Below are 20,852 nucleotides of genomic sequence, written 5' to 3' on the forward strand. Positions count from 1 at the left end.
TTCGTTGGGGTAGTGGTTCAGGCCGCCGGCGGCGAAATCAGCCGCTGGTGAGCCATTCGCTCCCGGCGGCATCCTCCTTAACGATGTAATCGTTCGGGCAGATGTTTACATGCGCTGCCTTGGACGGCGTGCCCTCGCCGTGACAATTAGGATAGGTGGCAGCGAGCAAAGTCACGGGCTGGCAATCATAATGGAGATCGTGCGCGTAGCTCCCGCCGAAACGGCTGCGTGCGGCGAGCACGCAGGTCGGTGCGTGCCCCTTTGCGTGGTGGCGAAAAATAGCCGTGCCGATCGCCGCCGGGGCTACAGAAAAAGAGATGCTTGTCCGAATAGCAACTGTGGTTACTGGTCAGCGGCTTGACGCGGGGATGATGGCGCTCGAAATTGTTGCTGGCCAGCCGCAACAATTGGGATACGTCCTGCGCCGTCCCAAGCCGCCCGAATAGCAGGCTGATCAGCTTGTGATGGCGGCGTGACGCAAAATTGGTGCTTGGCAGGAGGAACGGCGCGAGATCGCAAATATTCGTGAACTCGCTGACCCGGCTGGCGCGATTACGCAGTTCCTGCGCCTCGTCGGCGAGGTAATCCCGATAGTCACGCACCTCTCTCGACGACGGCGTCGCGGCGAATTCTGACGTTATCGGACGTATCAGCCGCACCAACGCAAAGGGAGCGAACGCCTTGATAAAAGCGACGGTACCAGGATCACCATAGTCGAAATAGGCAAGCGTGAGCGAGACCGGTTCATCCTCTTGAAGCTCCACGACTCGGTCGTGCATCAGCTGATGATAACTCGCGGCCTGAGCGCCAGGATAGCCGGGCTGTTTCACAGGCAAAAAGAACAACTCGCCTGAAGGGCGCGAGCTTGCGGGCCCGCATCGCTGCTAGAGCATCAAACCCTGGAACGCTGAGCCCAGCGACCACATCGGTCGCCATCGGGTAGCGGTTCGGTGTACGCAGCAGGGTCTGGACGACGTCAAGCGAGAGGTCCGTCGACTGAAGCTGACGCTTGTTCGATCGGGATCACGCTGCGGGCGCATCAATAGCTTGACCTGAGTGACGGTGTCGCTATGGGCACCGGTCTTCGCTTCATGGGTTCGCCCATGGGCGTCCGTCCGAGACAGTGGGTGTCGGGAGTTTGTCCCGACTTAATTTCCTGCCGAGACGGGGAACAGTTTCATCCTGCCGGTTTCGATCAGGCAGGCGGGTAACCAGACCCCATAGGACGGGCCGTATCAGGCCCGGACGCCCGTCATGGGCCACCCCAGACCTTTTGCGGCTCACCACAGTTTCGTCACGTTGGCGAAGCTGAAACGCAGGAGACTAGCATGGATCGTGCTGAAAAACAGGATCTGGTCACCGAACTGAACGCAAGCCTCGCCACGATGGGCGTGGTCGTCGTCACCCGGAACCTCGGGATGACGGTCGGCCAGTCGACCGATCTGCGGACGAAGATGCGTGAAGCCGGCGCCAGCTATAAAGTCACGAAGAACAAGCTCGCCAAACTTGCGATCGAGGGAACGCCTTATGCGTCGCTCAGCGATTTGCTGACCGGCCCGACGGCATTCGCCACATCGACCGACCCCGTTGCAGCCGCCAAGGTTGCCGTGGATTTCGCGAAAACGAACGACAAGTTCGAAATCGTGGGCGGCGCGATGGGCGCAACACTGCTCGACATCGATGGCGTGAAGGCACTCGCAAGTCTGCCTTCGCTGGATGCCCTGCGCGGCAAGCTCGTGGGCCTTATCCAGGCCCCCGCGACGCAGATCGTTCGGATCGTCCAGGCACCGGCCGGGCAACTTGCCCGCGTCCTTTCGGCATATGCCGAGAAGGAAGCCGCGTAAGTCTTTGGGTTTGTTTCACTACATTTAATCTACGAAGGAATATAACATGGCTGATCTGAACAAAATCGTCGACGACCTGTCGGCTCTGACCGTTATCGAAGCTGCTGAGCTTTCGAAGCTTCTTGAAGAAAAGTGGGGCGTTTCGGCTGCTGCTCCTGCTGCTGCCGCTGGCCCAGCTGCTGCTGCCGCTCCTGCTGCTGAAGAGCAGACCGAGTTCGACGTGATCCTGACCGGCGACGGTGGCAAGAAGATCAACGTCATCAAGGAAGTCCGCGCGATCACAGGTCTTGGCCTGACCGAAGCGAAGACGCTCGTTGAATCGGCGCCAAAGGCCGTCAAGGAAGGCGTTAACAAGGAAGAAGCCACCAAGCTGAAGGCTCAAATCGAAGCTGCCGGTGGTACTGTCGAACTCAAATAAGCTTCGGCTAACTTTGGTTTGAGAAAAGGGCGGCCTTCGCAAGGGGTCGCCTTTTTTATTCTCCTTCCCCGAGCGGAGCGAGGGGCCCCGTCGAGCATCGCGAGACCCCGGCTTAAAGCGGAGCAACCTCGCTGCGCTCGACAGGACCCCTCGCTTCGCTCGGGGAAGCGGTTTGTGTTGTGAGGTTGGAGCCTTAAAGGCAGGCCTATGACATCACGCTTTCAGAAAATCGGGATCATCACCGGGGTCGAGGCCGAGGCGAAGGCTTTTGTGGGCGGGCGGGCGTTTGCGACCGATCAGGTCGGCGGACTGTCGGTCGCGCGAATGGCTCTGGGCAAGCGCGAGATTGTCGTGGTTCATTCCGGCATCGGCAAGGTCAACGCCGCCGTCGCCGCGACGGTGCTGGCCCTGAAATATGAAGTCGACATGCTGCTGGTGGTGGGGACTGCCGGCAAACTCAGCACCAGAGCCGGCGATTGTTTTATAATCACCGAAGCCGCGCAGGGCGACTATGGCGCACAGAGACCGGGTGAGTTTGTGCACTACACGGCTGGAAGCTGGCCGATCGGGCCTGCCAAAGTCGTGCATTTCGCAGCGGAACCATTGCCCGACGTCGGCCTGCCGAGCGCCCGGATCGTGAGCGGCGATGCCTTTGTCGAATGCCCCGATCATGGTGCGGGGCTTCGGGACCGGCTCGGTGGCGATCTGGTCGATATGGAAACGGCGGCGGTGGCGCAGGCGGCGGTTCGGCTCGGGCTGCCATGGGCGGCGATCAAGGCGACGACCGACGATGCAAATGGCGAGAGTGCGGATGATTTTAACGCAAACCTTGCGCGCGCCGCGGGGCTGGCAGCGGCGGCGCTGGAGCGGGCGATCGGATTGTTGATCTAACCATTCCGTCATCCCGGCGCAGGTCGGGGCCTATACGGGTGTCCGAAAGAAATGTCCCCGACCCGAAAACCGTATAGACCCCGACCTGCGCCGGGGTGACGCTCTGCTTGAACGAACCCCCTTCCCTTCTTCGCCCCGCCCGCCTATATGCAATCCACACGACATTCCCGACCTCCTCCCACGCCCCGCGCGCGGAGGGCGGTCGTCCTTCCCGCCCCCGGGACACGGCACTGTGCGTAGGTGCCGCGACGAATTGGGGGCATGGTCAAGGTTTCAACGCTCCAGCGTGCGGTTTCCTTTTGGAAACACGCACTTTTTTTCGTGGATGTCCTCGGGCTTCCAAATCAAGGACGGCATAATATATGGCGACGCAACTCGGTACTTCGGCGACGAAGAAGCGCATTCGCAAGGTTTTCGGCAACATCCACGAAGTGGTTCAGATGCCCAACCTGATCGAGGTTCAGCGCGAATCGTACGAACAGTTCCTGCGTTCCGACCCCGCCACGGGTTATGTCTCCGGCCTTGAAAAGACACTGCGCAGCGTCTTCCCGATCCGCGATTTCGCGGGCACGGCCGAACTGGACTTCGTTCATTACGAACTGGAAGACCCCAAATACGATACCGAGGAATGCCGCCAGCGCGGGATCACCTATGCCGCGCCGATGCGCGTGACGCTGCGCCTGATCGTGTTCGAAGTGGACACCGATACCGACACCCGGTCGGTGCTCGATATCAAGGAGCAGGACGTTTACATGGGCGATATGCCCCTGATGACGCAGAACGGCACGTTCGTGATCAACGGCACCGAGCGCGTGATCGTCAGTCAGATGCACCGTTCACCGGGTGTGCTGTTCGACCATGATCGCGGCAAGACGCATTCGAGCGGCAAGTATCTGTTCGCTGCGCGCGTCATCCCGTATCGCGGTTCGTGGCTCGATTTCGAATTCGATGCCAAGGACATCGTCAACGTCCGGATCGATCGCAAGCGCAAGCTGCCGGTTACGGCGCTGTTGTTCGCCTTGGGCCTGACTTCGGAAGACATTCTTGCCGAATTTTACAACACAGTCACTTACGTCCGTGGCGATGGCGGCTGGAAAGTCCCCTACGTTTCGGAAAACTGGCGCGGTCAAAAGCCGACGTTCGACGTCATCGACGGCAAGACCGGCGAAGTCGTATTCCCGGCTGGCCAGAAGGTCTCGCCGCGCGCTGCCACCAAGGCCGCCAAGGATGGCCTGGAAGCACTGCTGATCCCGACGGAAGAAATCTTCGGCCGTTATTCTGCGATCGACCTGATCAATGAATCGACCGGCGAGATTTACATCGAAGCCGGCGACGAAGTTTCGGCCGAGAATCTCGAACTGCTCGACAAGGCGGGGATCGAGAGCATCGTCTTGCTCGACATCGATCACGTCAACACGGGCCCCTGGATTCGCAACACGCTGAAGGCCGACAAGGCCGAAGATCGCGACCATGCGCTGAGCGATATCTATCGCGTGATGCGCCCCGGCGAACCGCCAACGCGCGAGACGGCTGAATCGCTGTTTTCCGGCCTGTTCTTCGATCCCGACCGTTACGACTTGAGCGCCGTCGGCCGCGTGAAGCTGAACATGCGTCTGGAGCTGGACGCGCCGGACGATCACACGACTTTGCGGATCGAGGACATCCTCGCGGTTGTGAAGACACTGGTCGGCCTGAAGGATGGCAAGGGCGACATCGACGATATCGACAACCTCGGTAACCGTCGTGTCCGTTCGGTCGGTGAATTGCTGGAAAACCAGTATCGCGTCGGTCTGCTCCGCATGGAGCGTGCCGTGAAGGAGCGCATGTCGTCGGTGGATGTGTCGACGGTAATGCCAAACGACCTGATCAACGCGAAGCCTGCGGTGGCTGCGGTTCGTGAATTCTTCGGTTCGTCACAGCTTTCGCAGTTCATGGATCAGACCAATCCGCTGTCCGAAGTCACGCACAAGCGTCGCGTTTCGGCACTCGGACCAGGTGGCCTGACCCGCGAGCGCGCCGGTTTCGAAGTCCGTGACGTTCACCCGACGCACTATGGCCGGATCTGCCCGATCGAGACGCCAGAGGGTCCGAACATCGGCCTCATTAACTCGCTCGCATCGTTCAGCCGCGTGAACAAATACGGCTTCATCGAGACACCGTATCGCAAGGTCGTCGACCACAAGGTTACCGACGACGTCGTGTATCTGTCGGCGATGGAAGAAGTGAAGCACACTATCGCGCAGGCAAATGCCGAGCTGGATGGCAGCAAGGGCTTTGTCGAGGACATCGTTTCGTCACGCCAGGCAGGTGAATTCCTGATGGCCCCGCGCGACATCATCACGCTGATGGACGTCAGCCCCAAGCAGCTCGTTTCGGTCGCGGCATCGCTCATTCCGTTCCTGGAAAACGATGACGCCAACCGTGCGCTCATGGGGTCGAACATGCAGCGTCAGGCCGTGCCATTGGTGCGGGCAGAGGCTCCGTTCGTCGGCACCGGCATGGAAGAAACCGTTGCGCGTGACTCTGGGGCCGCCATCGGTGCCAAGCGTCAGGGCGTGGTCGACCAGGTCGATGCCACCCGCATCGTCATCCGGGCAACCGGCGAGATCGACAGCGGCCATTCGGGCGTCGACATCTATACGTTGCAGAAATTTCAGCGTTCGAACCAGAACACCTGCATCAACCAGCGTCCGCTGGTGAAGGTGGGCGATGCGATCGAAAAGGGTCAGATCATTGCCGACGGTCCTTCGACCGAGTTGGGCGAGCTTGCGCTGGGTCGTAACGTACTCGTCGCGTTCATGCCCTGGAACGGCTATAACTATGAGGATTCGATCCTGATCTCCGAGCGCATCGTGAAGGACGACATCTTTACGTCGATCCACATCGAAGAGTTCGAAGTGATGGCGCGCGATACCAAGCTGGGGCCGGAGGATATCACGCGCGATATTCCCAACGTCGGCGAGGAAGCGCTTCGCAACCTCGACGAAGCGGGCATCGTGTACATCGGTGCCGAAGTCGAGCCGGGTGATATCCTTGCGGGCAAGATTACGCCGAAGGGTGAATCGCCCATGACGCCCGAGGAAAAGCTGCTCCGCGCGATCTTCGGTGAAAAGGCTTCGGACGTGCGCGATACGTCGCTCCGCCTGCCACCCGGCGTGGCCGGAACGGTGGTCGAAGTGCGCGTATTCAACCGTCACGGCATCGACATCGACGATCGTACCCGCGCCATTCAGGCCGAGGAAAAGGATCGCCTTGGCAAAGATCGCGACGACGAGCGTTCGATCCTGAACCGTGCCAGCTGGTCGCGTTTGCGCGAAATGCTGCTCGGTCAGACCGCGACCGCAGCCCCCAAGGGGATCAAGAAGGGCATCGAGATCGATGCCGCCCTGCTGGAAACCGTCGAGAAGTTCGACTGGTGGAAGTTCGCGGTCGAGGACGACGCGCGCCAGACCGACCTGGAAGCGGTCAAGGTCCAATATGACGAGGCGGTCGGCCTGATCAATGCGAAGTATCAGGATCGTGTCGAAAAGCTGGAGCGCGGCGACGAACTGCCACCGGGCGTGCTGAAGATGGTCAAGGTGTTCGTGGCAGTGAAGCGCAAGCTGCAGCCGGGCGACAAAATGGCCGGACGCCACGGGAACAAGGGCGTTATCAGTCGCATTCTGCCGAACGAGGACATGCCGTTCCTCGCCGACGGAACGCAGGTCGATATCGTGCTGAACCCACTTGGCGTGCCGTCACGCATGAACGTCGGACAGATTTTCGAAACGCATCTGGGCTGGGCCGCGCGCGGTCTTGGTCGCCAGATCACCGAGGAACTGGAAGCGTGGCGTGAAGCCAATCCCGATCCAAAGGCGGGCAAGGCGCCCGACGCGGTTCGTGAGCGGCTGAAGACGGTTTATGGCGCGAAATATCATGCCGAGATCGGAGAGCGGTCGGACGATGAAATCGTCGAGATGGCGGGACTGTTGAAGAACGGCGTGCCGATGGCGACGCCGGTGTTCGATGGTGCGCGCGAAGCCGATGTTTCCGAAATGCTGACACTGGCGGGGCTCGATACGTCGGGCCAGTCCGAACTGTTCGACGGACGCACCGGCGACCTGTTCGATCGCAAGGTGACGGTTGGGTATATCTATATGCTCAAGCTGCACCATCTGGTGGATGACAAGATCCACGCGCGTTCGATCGGGCCGTATTCGCTCGTCACTCAGCAGCCGCTGGGTGGTAAGGCGCAGTTCGGTGGACAGCGCTTCGGTGAAATGGAAGTCTGGGCACTCCAAGCCTATGGTGCCGCCTACACGTTGCAGGAAATGCTGACGGTGAAGTCCGATGACGTCGTCGGCCGCACCAAGGTTTACGAGGCGATCGTCAAGGGTGACGACACGTTTGAGGCCGGTATCCCTGAAAGCTTCAACGTGCTGGTCAAGGAAATGCGTTCGCTGGGTCTGAACGTCGAGCTGAATAGCGCCGACGTCGTGCCCGAGGACGATTTGCCCGCCATCGCCGCCGAATAACGCCGCTCGTCAGCCCTCTCCACCCTTCGGGGGAGAGGGTTGGGTGAGGGTTCCGTTCCGCTGGAAAGCAAAAGCGTCCTCACCTCCCATCGTGAAGAACGATGGGTCCCTCCTCTCCCCCTAACGGGAGAGGGCAGAATTCTAAGGAAGGGTCCGTACCCATGAACGAACTGACCAATTTCGCCAATCCGGTCGCCAAGCCGGAAACATTCGACCAGATTCAGATCGGTATCGCTTCGCCCGAACGCATTCGTTCGTGGTCGTTTGGTGAGATCAAGAAGCCGGAAACCATCAACTATCGCACGTTCAAGCCAGAGCGCGATGGTCTGTTCTGCGCGCGCATTTTCGGTCCGATCAAGGATTACGAGTGCCTGTGTGGCAAGTATAAGCGCATGAAGTACAAGGGCATCGTCTGCGAGAAGTGCGGTGTCGAAGTCACGGTGTCCAAGGTCCGCCGTGAGCGGATGGGCCATATCGAACTCGCCGCTCCCGTCGCGCACATCTGGTTTCTGAAGTCGCTGCCATCGCGTATCGGCCTGCTGCTCGACATGCAGTTGAAGCAGCTCGAGCGCGTCCTGTATTTCGAAGCCTATATCGTCATCGAGCCGGGCCTGACCCCGCTTGAGAAATATTCGCTGCTGACCGAAGACGAGTTGCTCGAAGCGCAGGACCAATATGGCGAAGATGCGTTCAGTGCCGGGATCGGTGCCGAGGCCGTCCGTCGCATGCTCGAGGAACTCGATCTCGAGGGTGAGCGCAAGGACCTGCTGGACGAGCTGGCCGTCACTAAGTCGGAACTGAAGCCCAAGAAGATCATCAAGCGTCTGAAGGTTGTCGAGAGCTTCATCGATTCGGGCAACCGCCCCGAATGGATGATCCTGGAAGTCGTGCCGGTCATTCCGCCCGAACTGCGCCCGCTGGTGCCGCTCGACGGTGGCCGTTTCGCGACGTCGGATCTGAACGACCTGTATCGCCGCGTCATCAACCGTAACAACCGCCTGAAGCGCCTGATGGAGCTTCGTGCGCCGGACATCATCGTCCGCAATGAAAAGCGGATGTTGCAGGAATCGGTCGACGCGCTGTTCGATAACGGTCGTCGCGGTCGTACGATCACGGGTGCCAACAAGCGCCCGCTGAAGTCGCTGTCGGACATGCTGAAGGGCAAGCAGGGTCGCTTCCGTCAGAACCTGTTGGGCAAGCGCGTCGATTATTCGGGTCGCTCGGTCATCGTGACCGGTCCTGAACTGAAACTTCACCAGTGCGGCCTGCCAAAGAAGATGGCGCTCGAGCTGTTCAAGCCGTTCATCTACGCACGTCTTGATGCAAAGGGTCTTTCGATGACCCTCAAGCAGGCCAAGAAGTGGGTCGAGAAAGAGCGCAAGGAAGTCTGGGACATTCTGGACGAGGTCATCCGCGAACATCCCGTGATGCTGAACCGCGCGCCAACGCTCCACCGTCTTGGCATCCAGGCGTTCGAACCTGTCCTGATCGAGGGTAAGGCGATCCAGCTTCACCCGCTGGTTTGCTCGGCCTTTAACGCCGATTTCGATGGCGATCAGATGGCCGTCCACGTTCCCCTCTCGCTGGAAGCCCAGCTGGAGGCACGCGTTCTGATGATGTCGACGAACAACATCCTGTCGCCAGCCAACGGCAAGCCGATCATCGTGCCTTCGCAGGATATGGTCCTGGGCCTGTATTATCTGTCGATGTTGAAGGAAAACGAGCCCGGTCAGGGCATGTTGCTGGGCGATATGCCAGAGGTTCATGCTGCGCTGCATGCCAAGGCCGTGACGCTGCACACGAAGGTTATCAGCCGCGTTCCACAAGCTGACGAAGACGGCAACATCTACCTCAAGCGTTATGAAACGACACCGGGCCGGTTGCTGTTGGGCGAAACTTTGCCGAAGAACCACAAAGTTCCGTTCGACGTCATCAACCGGCTGCTGACCAAGAAGGAAATCGGTGACGTCATCGATATCGTCTATCGTCACGCCGGGCAGAAAGAGACTGTGCTGTTTGCCGATGCGATCATGTCGCTGGGCTTCCGTCACGCGTTCCAGGCAGGCATTTCGTTCGGTAAGGACGACATGATCATCCCGGAATCGAAGATCGCAACCGTCGATGAGACGCGCGGCATCGTGAAGGATTTCGAGCAGCAGTATCAGGACGGCCTGATCACGCAGCAGGAAAAGTACAACAAGGTCATCGATGCGTGGAGCCGTTGCGGCGATCAGGTGGCGAATGCCATGATGGCCGAAATCCGCGCTGTGAAAATCGGTGAAGACGGTCGCGAACTTCCGATCAATTCCATCTACATGATGGCGCATTCGGGTGCTCGTGGTTCGCAGGCGCAGATCAAGCAGCTTGCCGGTATGCGTGGCCTGATGGCCAAGCCGTCGGGCGAGATCATCGAAACGCCGATCATCTCGAACTTCAAGGAGGGTTTGACCGTCCTGGAATATTTCAACTCCACCCACGGTGCCCGTAAGGGTCTTGCGGATACGGCGTTGAAGACGGCGAACTCGGGGTATCTGACGCGTCGTCTGGTCGACGTGTCGCAGGATTGCGTCATCGTCGAACTGGATTGCGGGACCGAACGCGCGCTGGAAATGAAGGCGATCGTGCAAGGCGGGTCGGTGATCGCATCGCTGGGCGAACGTATCCTCGGTCGCACCACGGCCGAAGATATCGTCGATATCAAGACCAACGAGGTCGCAATCCTGTCGGGCACGTTGCTGGACGAGGCGATGATTCTGACGATCGAAGCGATCGGGACGCAGGCGGTCAAGATCCGTTCGCCGTTGATCTGCGAATCAAAGGGTGGCGTCTGTGGCGCTTGCTATGGTCGCGATCTGGCGCGCGGTACGCCGGTCAATATCGGTGAAGCTGTCGGCGTTATCGCCGCACAGTCGATCGGTGAGCCCGGCACTCAGTTGACGATGCGTACGTTCCACATCGGTGGTGCGGCTCAGCTGAACGAGCAGTCGAGCGTCGATGCTTTGTCAGACGGCAGCTTTGAATACCGCGACTTGCGAATCATCAAGGATAAGGCCGGACGTCGCGTTTCGCTGTCACGTCAGGGTGAAATCGCCATCGTGGATTCCGAGGGCCGCGAACGCGCTGTCCACCGTATTCCCTATGGTGCGTATCTGCTGTTCGACGACGGTGCCCAGGTGAAACAGGGTGATCGTCTGGTCGAATGGGATCCCTTCACCATGCCGGTGATCACGGAGACCGGCGGTATCGTGAAGTATCAGGATCTGATCGAAGGTCAGACGATGGTCGAGCAGGTCGATGAAGCAACCGGCATCACGAACAAGGTCGTGACCGAATATCGTCAGGGCCGCACCAAGGAGGATCTGCGTCCGCGCCTGACCCTGCTGGGTGAGGACGCGGCCGATGCTGCCCGCTATATGCTGGCAATCGGTGCGACCCTGTCGGTCGATGATGGCGCTACCGTATTCGGTGGCGACGTTCTTGCCCGCGTCAGTCGCGAAGCTGCCAAGACGCGCGACATCACCGGTGGTCTGCCGCGCGTTGCCGAACTGTTCGAAGCGCGTAAGCCGAAAGAAAATGCGATCATCGCAAAGGTCAGTGGTCGGGTCGTGTTCGGCAAGGACTACAAAGCCAAGCGCAAGATCGGCATCCAGCCCGAGGATGGCGGCGAGGTCGTTGATTATCTGATCCCGAAGTCGAAAGTTATCGACGTTCAGGAAGGCGATTACGTCAAGCGCGGCGACAACCTGATCGGTGGTTCACCCGATCCACATGACATTCTGGAAGTGCTCGGCATCGAGCCACTGGCAGAATATCTGGTTGCCGAAATCCAGGAAGTTTATCGACTTCAGGGTGTGAAAATCAACGATAAGCACATCGAGACGATTGTTCGCCAGATGTTGCAAAAGGTCGAGATCACCTTCTCCGGCGACACCACCCTGTTGGTTGGTGAGCAGGTCGATCGCACGGAAATGGACGAAATCAATGAGAAGCTGCCTGCCGGCTCGCCTCTTGCTGAAGGCAAGCCAATCCTGCTCGGCATCACCAAGGCGTCGCTGCAGACCCGCAGCTTCATCTCGGCGGCATCGTTCCAAGAAACCACGCGCGTCCTGACCGAAGCTTCGGTGCAGGGTAAGAAGGACACGCTGACGGGCCTGAAGGAAAACGTGATCGTGGGTCGCCTGATCCCGGCGGGTACGGGTGCGGGTATCAACCGCATGCGGATCGCCGCGACCAGCCGTGACGCGGCACTTCGCGTGCAGCAGCGCGACTGGCAGGCTTCGCTGATCGCTCCGAATTCGGCTGCTGAAGAGCATGCCGCTGAGCTGAAGCAACCGGTCGAGGCGGACACGGGCAACGATGCCTTGGCCGAGGTCGTGACATCGGGCACCGGCACTGATGCCGATGCCGGAGATTATCTGAACTCGTAAAAGAACATCTCGATAGCGAACAAGGGCCTTTCGGAGCGATCCGGGAGGCCTTTTTGCGTATCATCATCCGGGCGAGTGCGAGGGTGACAGGATCGCGGTGAGCCCTGCCCCGACTTCCGCTTGCGCCCGCACAAGCAACACTTGCTTCCCCCCGCCGATTGTCCTGCTACAGCGAATCCCGGACTTCGAGGGGCAGCACATTGGACTATAATCCATTTTATTCGCTGGCGGGCTTTCTTGTCGGGGTGCTGGTCGGATTGACCGGCGTCGGCGGCGGGTCGTTGATGACACCGCTGCTTGTCCTGATGTTCAACTTCCATCCTGCAACAGCCGTCGGCACCGACCTGCTTTACGCAGCGGCGACCAAAAGCGTCGGCACCGTCGTCCACGGCAAACGCGGCACCGTCGACTGGCAAATTGTCCGGCGACTGGCGATGGGCAGCATCCCCGCGACGATCCTGACATTGCTGGTGCTTGCCTATGAAGGCACGCCGGGGCCCAAGACCGCGGGTGTCATCACCGTGGTATTGGGTGGGGCCCTCGTCGCGACCGCATTCGCCATCATGTTTCGCCCGCGTATTTTGGCATGGGCGGGGCCAAGGCTTGAGGGCATCTCCCATGGCGACACCGCGCGGTGGACGATCATTCTGGGTGCCGCACTGGGCGTGCTTGTCTCGATCTCGTCTGTCGGCGCGGGCGCACTCGGCGTGACCGCGCTGCTGATCCTTTACCCGACCGCGCCCATCAACCGAATCGCGGGCAGCGACATTGCCCATGCTGTACCGCTGACGCTCATCGCCGGTCTTGGCCACTGGTATATCGGGTCGGTCAACTTCTCGCTGCTGGGTGCGCTTCTCATCGGATCGATCCCCGGCGTGATTATCGGTAGCCTGCTGGGAAGCCGCGCGCCCGATTGGATCCTGCGCCCCGTGCTCGCGATCGTCCTGCTGATCGTCGGCATTAAATTGCTGACTTGAAAATCGGGCATTTACCGGCGGTGCGGTTCGGCTAAGCACAACCCGATGATCAAGGTTGCGAGTTATAACATCCGCAAGGGCGTCGGTTCGGATCGACTGCGCAGACCGGAGCGGATATTGGACGTCTTGTCCGAAATCGACGCCGATGTCGTGGGACTGCAAGAGGCCGACCGACGGTTTGGCGATCGCGTATCCGCCCTGCCCGTCCAGATGATTGCCGACCACAGCGACTATGTTGCAGTCCCCATAGGACTGCGGCCCGACAGTATCGGCTGGCATGGCAACGCAATTTTGGTTCGCAAGGGCACCGAAATCCTGACGCAAGCCCGCATCGACCTGCCGACGCTGGAACCGCGCGGCGCGGTCATGGCCGAGATCCGTATCAACGGCATTCGGTTGCGGGTCGTTACCATGCACCTAGACCTGTCGGGACTGTGGCGACGCAAGCAGGCACGCGCCATCGTCGCAGCGTTGGATGAAAGACGGCCACTGCCAACGGTGCTGATGGGCGACCTGAACGAATGGCGGAGGGAAAGTGGTTGCCTCCACGACTTCGGCCGGCATTATCGTTTTGCCCCAACGGGAAAAAGCTTTCACGCCCAACGCCCGGTGGCACGGCTCGACCGGATCATGGTCGATCCGTCGCTGCATTTCTCAGGCTGCGGCGTTCATCATAGTGTGCGTGCGCGCCATGCGAGCGATCACCTTCCGATCTGGGCGCGGCTCGAGACCGGCTGAATCGGGGAGAGAATTTGGCATTTCGCCCCGCCGCGCTTATCGACCGCTCATGGATGTTACAGACCTGCGTATCGCCCTGTTCAGCGGAAATTATAATTATGTACGCGACGGCGCGAACCAGGCGCTGAATCGTCTGGTCGGCTATTTGCTAAAGCAGGGCGCGGCAGTGCGAGTCTATTCGCCGAAGGTCGACAGTCCGGCCTTTCCCGCGACCGGCGACCTGGTCGGGGTGCCCGCCCTGCCCATCCCGGGCCGTGCCGAATATCGCGTTCCACTGATGCTGTCGCCCCGGGCAAAGCGTGATCTGCACCGTTTCGCGCCCAATCTGATCCATGTCTCGGCGCCCGAAATCCTGGGTCACAGTGCCGTATCCTTTGGACGCCGTAATGGCCTTCCAGTCATCGCATCGGTCCACACGCGGTTCGAGACCTATCCACGCTATTATGGGCTGGCATTCCTCGAACCTGCCGTGACCGCCCTGTTGCGACGGTTCTACCGCCGTTGCGACGCCATCGTCGCGCCATCGGATTCCATGGCCCAATTGTTGCGCGACCAGCGGATGAACTACGACGTCGGCATCTGGTCACGCGGTGTCGATCGCGAGATATTTTCGCCCGAGAAACGCAGCCTTGAATGGCGTCGTAGCCTGGGCATCGCCGATGATGACGTTGTGATCGGATTTGTCGGGCGACTCGTCATGGAAAAAGGCCTGGACGTCTTTGCCGACGCCATCGAGCAGCTGGAGCAGCGTGGAGTCCGACACCGCGTGCTGGTGATTGGCGAAGGTCCGGCACGCGAATGGTTCCAACGACGGTTGCCCAACGCAGTTTTCGCCGGGTTCCAGGCTGGACCCGACCTAGGCCGCGCGGTCGCGTCGATGGACCTGCTGTTCAACCCGAGCGTGACCGAAACTTTCGGAAATGTGACACTGGAAGCGATGGCGAGCGGCCTGCCCGTGGTCGCGGCAATCGCGACCGGCAGCGAAAGTCTCGTCACCGACGCCGTCACCGGGCGGCTGATCCGCCCGGGCGCTATTTCGCGTTTTGCCGACGCGCTGCAAGACTATGCCACCGACCCCCAACAGCGCGCCGCGGCGGGTCAGGCCGGGGCGCGCGCGGCGGACCGATATAGCTGGGATGCGATCAATGGCACACTGGCCAACACTTATCTGCGCATCGTCCGTCAGCGTGCCGCCGGTGGTGGCCCGCCAAGACCGAGCCCGGTTCCCTAGTTGAACGCAAGCTGTGGCCGCCGACGTTCCGCGATCGTTACAGGGCTCCACAGATGCGGCCTGCGGGGATGGAGCGGCGGCGGAGCAGGTCGTGAGAGTATCAATTGTCTCGTGGTCGTAGTCTTCGTCTTCAAGTCTCGTCGTTCCAGTCGAACGTCAGTGGTGCCTCGCGGAATGCGAAGCGATCCAGATGGCGGGACAAGGCGCCCTTCAGCCCGTCGAGTTGCCCCTTTGCACTCGCCTCAATCCGGCATTCCAGCGTTTCGGCATGGGCCGTCATCGTAACCAGCCCATCTGCCGGCCAGTCACTTCCCCGCGCATCACGCGGAAATATGACCCTGCCAACTTCCGACGTGAAATCGACCTTGAGATTATGCGCCCAATGTTTGCAAAGCTGTTGCAGATAACGACTGCCGCTGGTGGTCGGCACCTGGGCGGTGCTCGCAATCGCCATCAGAGACGCTCGATCTTTTGCGCGGCATCGTCCAGCAGCGCGGCCACCTGATGCAAGGTATCGGTGGTGACGTCATCGGCAGAAAGCCGGTTCGCCAGCACCATGCGCAAATTACCCATCGCCCGACGCATTGTCGAACCATCGGTTTTCTCACGCATGGCCCCCAGTTCGGACAGCCTTTGGAAAAGGGCAGTCACTTCGTCGGCCTTGGCAAGCAATTCGGCGGCACCGGTTTCGGTAATGGCAAACTGCTTTTTCGCGCCTTCGCTGACCGCCTGGGCAATCAGGCCCATGTCGTCGAGCAGGGTCAGCGTCGGATAGATGACACCGGGACTGGGTGTATAGGCCCCGCCAGTGCGATCCTCTATCTCGCGGATCAGGTCGTAGCCATGGCGCGGCTGCTCCTCGATCAATTTCAGGAGCACAAGTCGAAGCTCTCCTGAATCGAAGACGCGTCGACGACCGCCCCCACCTTCCCGGCCGCCGAAGCCACGCGGACCAAAGCCGCCGCGACCGCCGCGACCCATTTCGCCGAAGATGGCGAAACGTCCATGGCCGTGACGGTGACCATGTTCATGATGTGAATGTATGTGAAACAATTCTAATTCCTTTTCTGTAATCACAAAGCCTATCTAAGATATATCTTGAGTGTTGCAAGAGCGTCGCGTGTTTTTTTTGTACGACGCCTTATCTTGCAACGATGACCGACCTGTTTGCAGCCGCCCTTCCCGGCGAACTTCCCCATGGCGACACCGCGCCCCTTGCGGATCTTCTCCGCCCGACCAGCCTTGGCGAGGTCGTCGGACAGGATCACCTGACCAGCCCCGAGGGCGCCATCGGCAGGATGGTTTCGGCGGGCAAGCTCGCGTCGATGATTTTGTGGGGTCCCCCTGGAACGGGAAAGACGACGATCGCGCGCCTACTGGCTGATGCGGTGGGTTTGCGGTTCGAGAGTATCTCGGCGGTGTTTTCCGGAGTCGCTGACTTGAAGCGTGTCTTTGCGGCTGCACGCGAAGCCGCCAAGCTGGGACAGCGAACATTGCTGTTTGTCGACGAAATACATCGGTTCAATCGTGCCCAACAGGACGGCTTCCTGCCTTATGTCGAGGACGGCACGATCACCCTGATCGGAGCCACCACCGAAAACCCGAGCTTCGAATTGAACGCCGCTTTGCTCAGCCGAGCCCAGGTGCTGGTATTGCACCGGCTAGACGCGGCCGCTCTCGACGAGTTGCTGCATCGCGCCGAACGCGTTGAGGAGCGCAGCCTGCCCCTCACCGCCGATGCCCGCACCGCGTTGATTGCAAGCGCGGATGGCGACGGACGATTCCTGCTCAACCAGGCAGAGACGCTTTTTTCGATCACGATTGCCGAACCTTTCGATCCGGCGGCGCTATCTGCACTGCTGCATCGCCGGATGCCTGTCTATGACAAGGATCGGGAGGGGCATTACAATCTTATCTCCGCGCTCCACAAATCACTGCGCGGCTCTGATCCTCAGGCGGCGCTTTATTATCTGGCGCGGATGTTGGTCGCGGGTGAGGAACCGCTTTACGTGCTGCGCCGCCTGGTGCGATTTGCCAGCGAAGATATCGGGCTCGCCGACCCGCAGGCGTTGATCCAGTGCCTGGCCGCCAAGGATGCCTATGATTTCCTGGGGTCACCCGAAGGTGAATTGGCGATTGTGCAGGCGTGCCTTTATTTAGCGACTGCGCCGAAATCGAATGCCGCCTATGCCGCGCAGAAAGCGGCTTGGCGCAGCGCAAAGGATACCGGGTCGTTGATGCCGCCAATGACGATCGTCAATGCACCGACCAAACTCATGAAGACCTTGGGCTATGGCAAGGGGTACGCCTATGACCCTGACACTCCCGATGGGTTCTCAGGCGCGAACTACTGGCCCGATGGGTTGGGCGCGCAGGACTATTACACCCCCTCCCCGCGCGGTTTTGAGGCGAAAATCGCTGAACGCATGGCCCATTGGGACCGGCTGAGGGGTGAGCGGAACTCACCTTGACGCGCAGGTTTGAGCATTATGTCGGGATCGACTGGTCGGGTGCGGTCGGCCCGAGACAGCCCGGAATTGCGGTTGCGGTATGCGCAAATGGCGCGGCGGCACCGACATTGATTCGACCCGGCCATGTCTGGTCCCGCGACGACGTGCTGGACTGGCTGATCGAGTCGCTACCGGATGATAGTTTGGTCGGTCTGGATTTGAGTGCCGGGTTCGCCTTTGCCGACTGTGGCGCTTATTTTCCGGGTTGGAACGATAGTCCGGCCGACGCCTGTTCGCTTTGGGCCTTGGTCGATCGCATTGCCAGTGATGACCCCAACCTCGGCGCATCGAGTTTCGTCGACCATGCAGAAGCATCGCGCCATTTTCGTCGCCATGGCGGGCGGACTGGTGATCTTTTTGCAGGCACGGCAGGGCGATTGCGCGTGACCGAGACCGCACAGCGCGCGCAGGGATTAAATCCATACAGCAATTTCAATCTTGTCGGGGCGGCCCAGGTCGGAAAGTCGAGCCTGACGGGCATGCGCCTGCTCCACCGGATCGCCAATCATTTGACCCTATGGCCGTTCGCGATGGTGCCGGACAATGGTTCTGTCGTGGTGGAAATATATACCAGCCTTGCAGCCGTCGCGGCGGGCTTGCCGAAGGGGAGGACAAAGATGCGCGACGCCGCGGCGCTCGACACGGCATTGATGCGGATCGGGTGTGGCCCTCATGAACCGATGCCTCGTTACACCGACCATGCCACCGACGCGATCCTGACCTCGGCTTGGCTTCGCACGGTTGCCGACAACGAAAATCTCTGGAATCCACAGGGCTTGTCCGCCGTCGCCGAAACAGAGGGCTGGACCTTCGGCGTCCGCTGACGCAAAGGAGGCGCCGCACGATGTGCCGGCTTAGCTCAGTTGGTAGAGCACCTGATTTGTAATCAGGGGGTCGCGAGTTCGAACCTTGCAGCCGGCACCATAAAATCAATGACTTAGACAGACTATCTCAAACTTTTCTTAAAGATTTGCGAACTGGGCAACAAAGTGGGCAACAGCTGACGAGGGTAAATTTTACCCGAGAAAAGTTTGGCCCAAATTTATTTTCGACGTTTTGGCTGCGGACGGTCAGATTTGACGCCGTTTTCGCGCGCTTCATATATGGTGATTCGCGACGTTTCTCTGGTCACAAGAAGCGACTCAACACAGCTCGAAGAACAATGTCCACGGCCAGAGCGTTTTCGAAGCAGGGAGAATCGTCTGCTGCCCTTGCGAAAACCCGTCAAATCGAAAGCAGTCGATCCGATGCAATCGGACCGGATTCTGCTTTAGCTCGTCAGTATCCTGAACTAGTGCAAGCTATTGCTCTCGATATGTCGATGGGTTCGCAAGCCAGGCTCTGACTGATGATTCACGCCACGCCATACAGCGTTTGCTGATCTGCACTTGTTGAGGAAAAGAACCGTCTTCGACGCGCCTCAACAATGTCGATCAGCTGAGCCCGGTGAGCTCCAATACGGAGTGTAACCGAAGAAATCTGTCCAATTGCGAAGCCATTTCGGACCTTTCAAATGAGAACTGACGAAAAAGAAGATATCTTGATCTATCGCGGCGGAGCGATTCTGGCGCGTTCCGCGCGGGCAGCGACAAACCCACGGTCGCTTTCGAGAAAGCTGGCCAGCATGGCCGGGACGAGGTCTTCGACCCGAACCTGCTCACCATAGGCTTCCGCGTACATCACGACGTATTCGGTCAGAGCCTGGTAAAGGTCGGGAAGCACATGAAGCGCCAGTTTGACCGGAACCCGATCGGGCAAACGGGTAAGTTTCAGGCTGGGCATTATCGTCTCCTAATCATGCCACGGGGCGAGGATCAAATCGCGGTGAATGACAAGCCGCACCGGCGCGCCGGGCCGGATCGTGATCGTCGGCTGAATCTGCAGGTTGCGCGAGGTGATCTGGTCACCTGCACGCGATACGTTCTGTTGCGTGGATTCCCGGATCGCCTGGACGAGGTCACTTTCGCCAGTGAAGGTCAGGCTCGAACCAACGCCGAGGATCGTCGACATCACCATGCCCTTGAGGAGCGACCAGGTGTGAAAATCGACCTTATCAGCCAGCCCCGCATAGCCCGAGGCATCGGTCGCAGGCACGTTATCGATGGTGAGCGAACTTCCATTTGGCATAACGATGCGCTGCCAGACGACAAGCGCACGACGCTGACCGAAGGCGACGACGCTGTCATAGCTCCCGATCAACCTTGCACCCTGCGGGATCAGCAAAATTTGGCCGGTGGGGCTGTCATAAACGCGCTCGGTCACTTGCGCCGTGACGAGTCCCGGTAAATCCGATCGAAGTCCGGTGATCAGGCTGGCGGCAATGACGCTGCCGGCGGACAGCGTGTAAGGCGAAACGAGCGCAGTGAGCGCATGAGGATTGACGTCCCCGCCCCGGTCGCTTGTACCGACGAAGTCGGCTTTGCGCTGTTGCGCATTGGGATCGTGATCCGCGTCGATCGCAAGCTTGCCAGGCTCGCTTGCGCCAGCAGGCGCCGTCGCCGCGGACGCTGTCGCTTCGGCCACGCGATTGCCATTCTGGGTTGTGATCATGACGGCGGACGTCCGCGCCGACATTTGCTCGACCATCAGTCTTTGATGTTCGGTTTCGGCCGCCTGATCGACCAGCGGTTGCGATGATGAGGTCATCGAACCCATGCCGTCGAGGCCGCGTTCATGATCGAGGATCGGCTTGCCGAGATCGCCCGGCAGCGGCGCGCGGAGCCTGGGCGTCACACCGTCATAGGACGAAGGCACATTCGCAAGCGTCTGCCCCGCCCCCTTGGTATCAACATCGCTGCGGTCCGAGGTGGTGACCAGAGAAGGCGCATGATGCGTGAACGCAATTCCCACGACACCGACGATCACCAGAGCGACGCCGCCGCTGGCACCAATGATCGCGCCTCGCTTGAAGCGTTCGACCTTCGCCGGTTGACCACGCAAGTTCGCCAAAGCGGCGTCCATTTTCGGCGGTGATTTTTGCTCGTCCTGCTTTTTCCCGCCTGGTTGCGTTTCGACTGCTGCGGACTTGTCATCGACAGACGGAACCGGATCCCTGTGACCACCGGGTTTTTGCGCATCGGTCATGATGCCCTCCGCTTGCCGCGCCGCCGGTCGCCAGCATCGTTATCGCGGCTGATCGTGACGATTTGCTGGTGCCTGGTGCCGAGCCGCAGTTCGGCGACGTCAAACAGGCGGTCGACGACATAATAGGTGCCGCTGACCCGATAGTTGACAAGCTCGGCCTCACCCTTGCTCCCACGAATGAACAGTGGTGGCGCTTCGCCGACAGTCAGGCTGGCTGG

At 60.0% G+C, this 20,852-nt stretch carries 17 protein-coding genes and 1 tRNA gene; 11 read left to right on the top strand and 7 right to left on the bottom strand.

Annotated features, from left to right (window positions below):
* Positions 1-185: 185 nt before the first annotated feature.
* The gene (locus Q0R02_RS11195) at positions 186-764 is read right to left on the bottom strand and encodes a hypothetical protein (RefSeq protein ID WP_293883542.1); all 579 of its coding nucleotides are present in this window, start codon (positions 762-764) and stop codon (positions 186-188) included.
* Between the two features lie 564 nt (positions 765-1,328).
* On the opposite strand from Q0R02_RS11195, the gene rplJ reads away from it, so the two are divergent.
* The 8 genes from rplJ to Q0R02_RS11235 all read left to right on the top strand — a co-directional run bounded on the left by rplJ (position 1,329) and on the right by Q0R02_RS11235 (position 15,040).
* A complete protein-coding gene (gene rplJ, locus Q0R02_RS11200; protein ID WP_293883544.1) occupies positions 1,329-1,844 on the top strand; it encodes a 50S ribosomal protein L10 in 516 nt (171 codons plus the stop codon).
* 46 nt (positions 1,845-1,890) lie between these two features.
* Positions 1,891-2,262 (top strand): 50S ribosomal protein L7/L12, encoded by a 372-nt coding sequence (gene rplL, locus Q0R02_RS11205; RefSeq protein WP_293883546.1) that lies wholly within the window; start codon positions 1,891-1,893, stop codon positions 2,260-2,262.
* 207 nt (positions 2,263-2,469) lie between these two features.
* A complete protein-coding gene (locus tag Q0R02_RS11210) occupies positions 2,470-3,153 on the top strand; it encodes a 5'-methylthioadenosine/S-adenosylhomocysteine nucleosidase (protein ID WP_293883548.1) in 684 nt (227 codons plus the stop codon).
* A 362-nt stretch (positions 3,154-3,515) separates the two neighbouring features.
* On the top strand, positions 3,516-7,667 hold the full coding sequence (rpoB, locus tag Q0R02_RS11215; protein ID WP_293883550.1) for a DNA-directed RNA polymerase subunit beta: 4,152 nt from the start codon (positions 3,516-3,518) through the stop codon (positions 7,665-7,667).
* Between the two features lie 161 nt (positions 7,668-7,828).
* Entirely contained in the window at positions 7,829-12,094 is a 4,266-nt protein-coding gene (rpoC, locus tag Q0R02_RS11220) for a DNA-directed RNA polymerase subunit beta' (RefSeq protein ID WP_293883552.1), read from the top strand.
* A 200-nt stretch (positions 12,095-12,294) separates the two neighbouring features.
* Positions 12,295-13,071 (top strand): sulfite exporter TauE/SafE family protein, encoded by a 777-nt coding sequence (locus Q0R02_RS11225; protein WP_293883554.1) that lies wholly within the window; start codon positions 12,295-12,297, stop codon positions 13,069-13,071.
* A 45-nt stretch (positions 13,072-13,116) separates the two neighbouring features.
* Entirely contained in the window at positions 13,117-13,809 is a 693-nt protein-coding gene (locus Q0R02_RS11230) for an endonuclease/exonuclease/phosphatase family protein (protein ID WP_293883556.1), read from the top strand.
* A gap of 49 nt (positions 13,810-13,858) precedes the next feature.
* On the top strand, positions 13,859-15,040 hold the full coding sequence (locus Q0R02_RS11235; RefSeq protein ID WP_293883558.1) for a glycosyltransferase family 1 protein: 1,182 nt from the start codon (positions 13,859-13,861) through the stop codon (positions 15,038-15,040).
* A gap of 130 nt (positions 15,041-15,170) precedes the next feature.
* On the opposite strand, the gene Q0R02_RS11240 is transcribed toward Q0R02_RS11235, so the two are convergent.
* Together Q0R02_RS11240 and Q0R02_RS11245 are read right to left on the bottom strand one after the other, a co-directional pair.
* Complete coding sequence (locus tag Q0R02_RS11240) at positions 15,171-15,494, bottom strand: DUF2218 domain-containing protein (protein WP_293883560.1); 324 nt, start codon at positions 15,492-15,494, stop codon at positions 15,171-15,173.
* Positions 15,494-16,021: a PadR family transcriptional regulator gene (locus Q0R02_RS11245; RefSeq protein ID WP_293883578.1), complete on the bottom strand. Its 528-nt coding sequence runs from the start codon at positions 16,019-16,021 to the stop codon at positions 15,494-15,496. Before Q0R02_RS11245 ends, Q0R02_RS11240 begins: the two co-directional genes overlap by 1 nt.
* A 173-nt stretch (positions 16,022-16,194) precedes the next feature.
* On the opposite strand from Q0R02_RS11245, the gene Q0R02_RS11250 reads away from it, so the two are divergent.
* From Q0R02_RS11250 to Q0R02_RS11260, 3 genes are all read left to right on the top strand, one after another.
* Positions 16,195-17,511, top strand: a complete 1,317-nt coding sequence (locus Q0R02_RS11250) for a replication-associated recombination protein A (RefSeq protein WP_293883562.1) — start codon at positions 16,195-16,197, stop codon at positions 17,509-17,511.
* On the top strand, positions 17,508-18,374 hold the full coding sequence (locus Q0R02_RS11255; RefSeq protein WP_293883564.1) for a hypothetical protein: 867 nt from the start codon (positions 17,508-17,510) through the stop codon (positions 18,372-18,374). The genes Q0R02_RS11250 and Q0R02_RS11255 overlap by 4 nt, the downstream gene beginning before the upstream one ends.
* Before the next feature lie 24 nt (positions 18,375-18,398).
* Positions 18,399-18,474, top strand: a tRNA-Thr gene (locus Q0R02_RS11260).
* Positions 18,475-18,851: 377 nt separating this feature from the next.
* On the opposite strand, the gene Q0R02_RS13835 is transcribed toward Q0R02_RS11260, so the two are convergent.
* The 4 genes from Q0R02_RS13835 to Q0R02_RS11280 form a co-directional block, all read right to left on the bottom strand.
* Positions 18,852-18,977, bottom strand: a complete 126-nt coding sequence (locus Q0R02_RS13835) for a helix-turn-helix transcriptional regulator (RefSeq protein ID WP_367271462.1) — start codon at positions 18,975-18,977, stop codon at positions 18,852-18,854.
* A 118-nt stretch (positions 18,978-19,095) separates the two neighbouring features.
* On the bottom strand, positions 19,096-19,332 hold the full coding sequence (locus tag Q0R02_RS11270; RefSeq protein ID WP_293883566.1) for a DUF2274 domain-containing protein: 237 nt from the start codon (positions 19,330-19,332) through the stop codon (positions 19,096-19,098).
* Between the two features lie 9 nt (positions 19,333-19,341).
* A complete protein-coding gene (locus tag Q0R02_RS11275) occupies positions 19,342-20,634 on the bottom strand; it encodes a TrbI/VirB10 family protein (RefSeq protein WP_293883568.1) in 1,293 nt (430 codons plus the stop codon).
* A partial coding sequence (locus tag Q0R02_RS11280) for a TrbG/VirB9 family P-type conjugative transfer protein (RefSeq protein ID WP_293883570.1) occupies positions 20,631-20,852 on the bottom strand: 222 nt, incomplete at its 5' end. The genes Q0R02_RS11275 and Q0R02_RS11280, both read right to left, overlap by 4 nt.

This window comes from Sphingomonas sp., from assembly GCF_025353885.1.
Classification (GTDB): Bacteria; Pseudomonadota; Alphaproteobacteria; order Sphingomonadales; family Sphingomonadaceae; genus Sphingomonas_O.

Excerpts from the sequence above, each read along its gene's own strand:
- Q0R02_RS11240 (WP_293883560.1), bottom strand. The coding sequence starts at position 15,494 with ATGGCGATTGCGAGCACCGCCCAGGTGCCGACCACCAGCGGCAGTCGT.
- rplJ (WP_293883544.1), top strand. The coding sequence starts at position 1,329 with ATGGATCGTGCTGAAAAACAGGATCTGGTCACCGAACTGAACGCAAGC.
- Q0R02_RS11210 (WP_293883548.1), top strand. The coding sequence starts at position 2,470 with ATGACATCACGCTTTCAGAAAATCGGGATCATCACCGGGGTCGAGGCC.
- Q0R02_RS11230 (WP_293883556.1), top strand. The coding sequence starts at position 13,117 with ATGATCAAGGTTGCGAGTTATAACATCCGCAAGGGCGTCGGTTCGGAT.
- Q0R02_RS11235 (WP_293883558.1), top strand. The coding sequence starts at position 13,859 with ATGGATGTTACAGACCTGCGTATCGCCCTGTTCAGCGGAAATTATAAT.
- Q0R02_RS11250 (WP_293883562.1), top strand. The coding sequence starts at position 16,195 with ATGACCGACCTGTTTGCAGCCGCCCTTCCCGGCGAACTTCCCCATGGC.
- rpoC (WP_293883552.1), top strand. The coding sequence starts at position 7,829 with ATGAACGAACTGACCAATTTCGCCAATCCGGTCGCCAAGCCGGAAACA.
- Q0R02_RS11245 (WP_293883578.1), bottom strand. The coding sequence starts at position 16,021 with ATGGGTCGCGGCGGTCGCGGCGGCTTTGGTCCGCGTGGCTTCGGCGGC.
- Q0R02_RS11275 (WP_293883568.1), bottom strand. The coding sequence starts at position 20,634 with ATGACCGATGCGCAAAAACCCGGTGGTCACAGGGATCCGGTTCCGTCT.
- rplL (WP_293883546.1), top strand. The coding sequence starts at position 1,891 with ATGGCTGATCTGAACAAAATCGTCGACGACCTGTCGGCTCTGACCGTT.
- Q0R02_RS11270 (WP_293883566.1), bottom strand. The coding sequence starts at position 19,332 with ATGCCCAGCCTGAAACTTACCCGTTTGCCCGATCGGGTTCCGGTCAAA.
- rpoB (WP_293883550.1), top strand. The coding sequence starts at position 3,516 with ATGGCGACGCAACTCGGTACTTCGGCGACGAAGAAGCGCATTCGCAAG.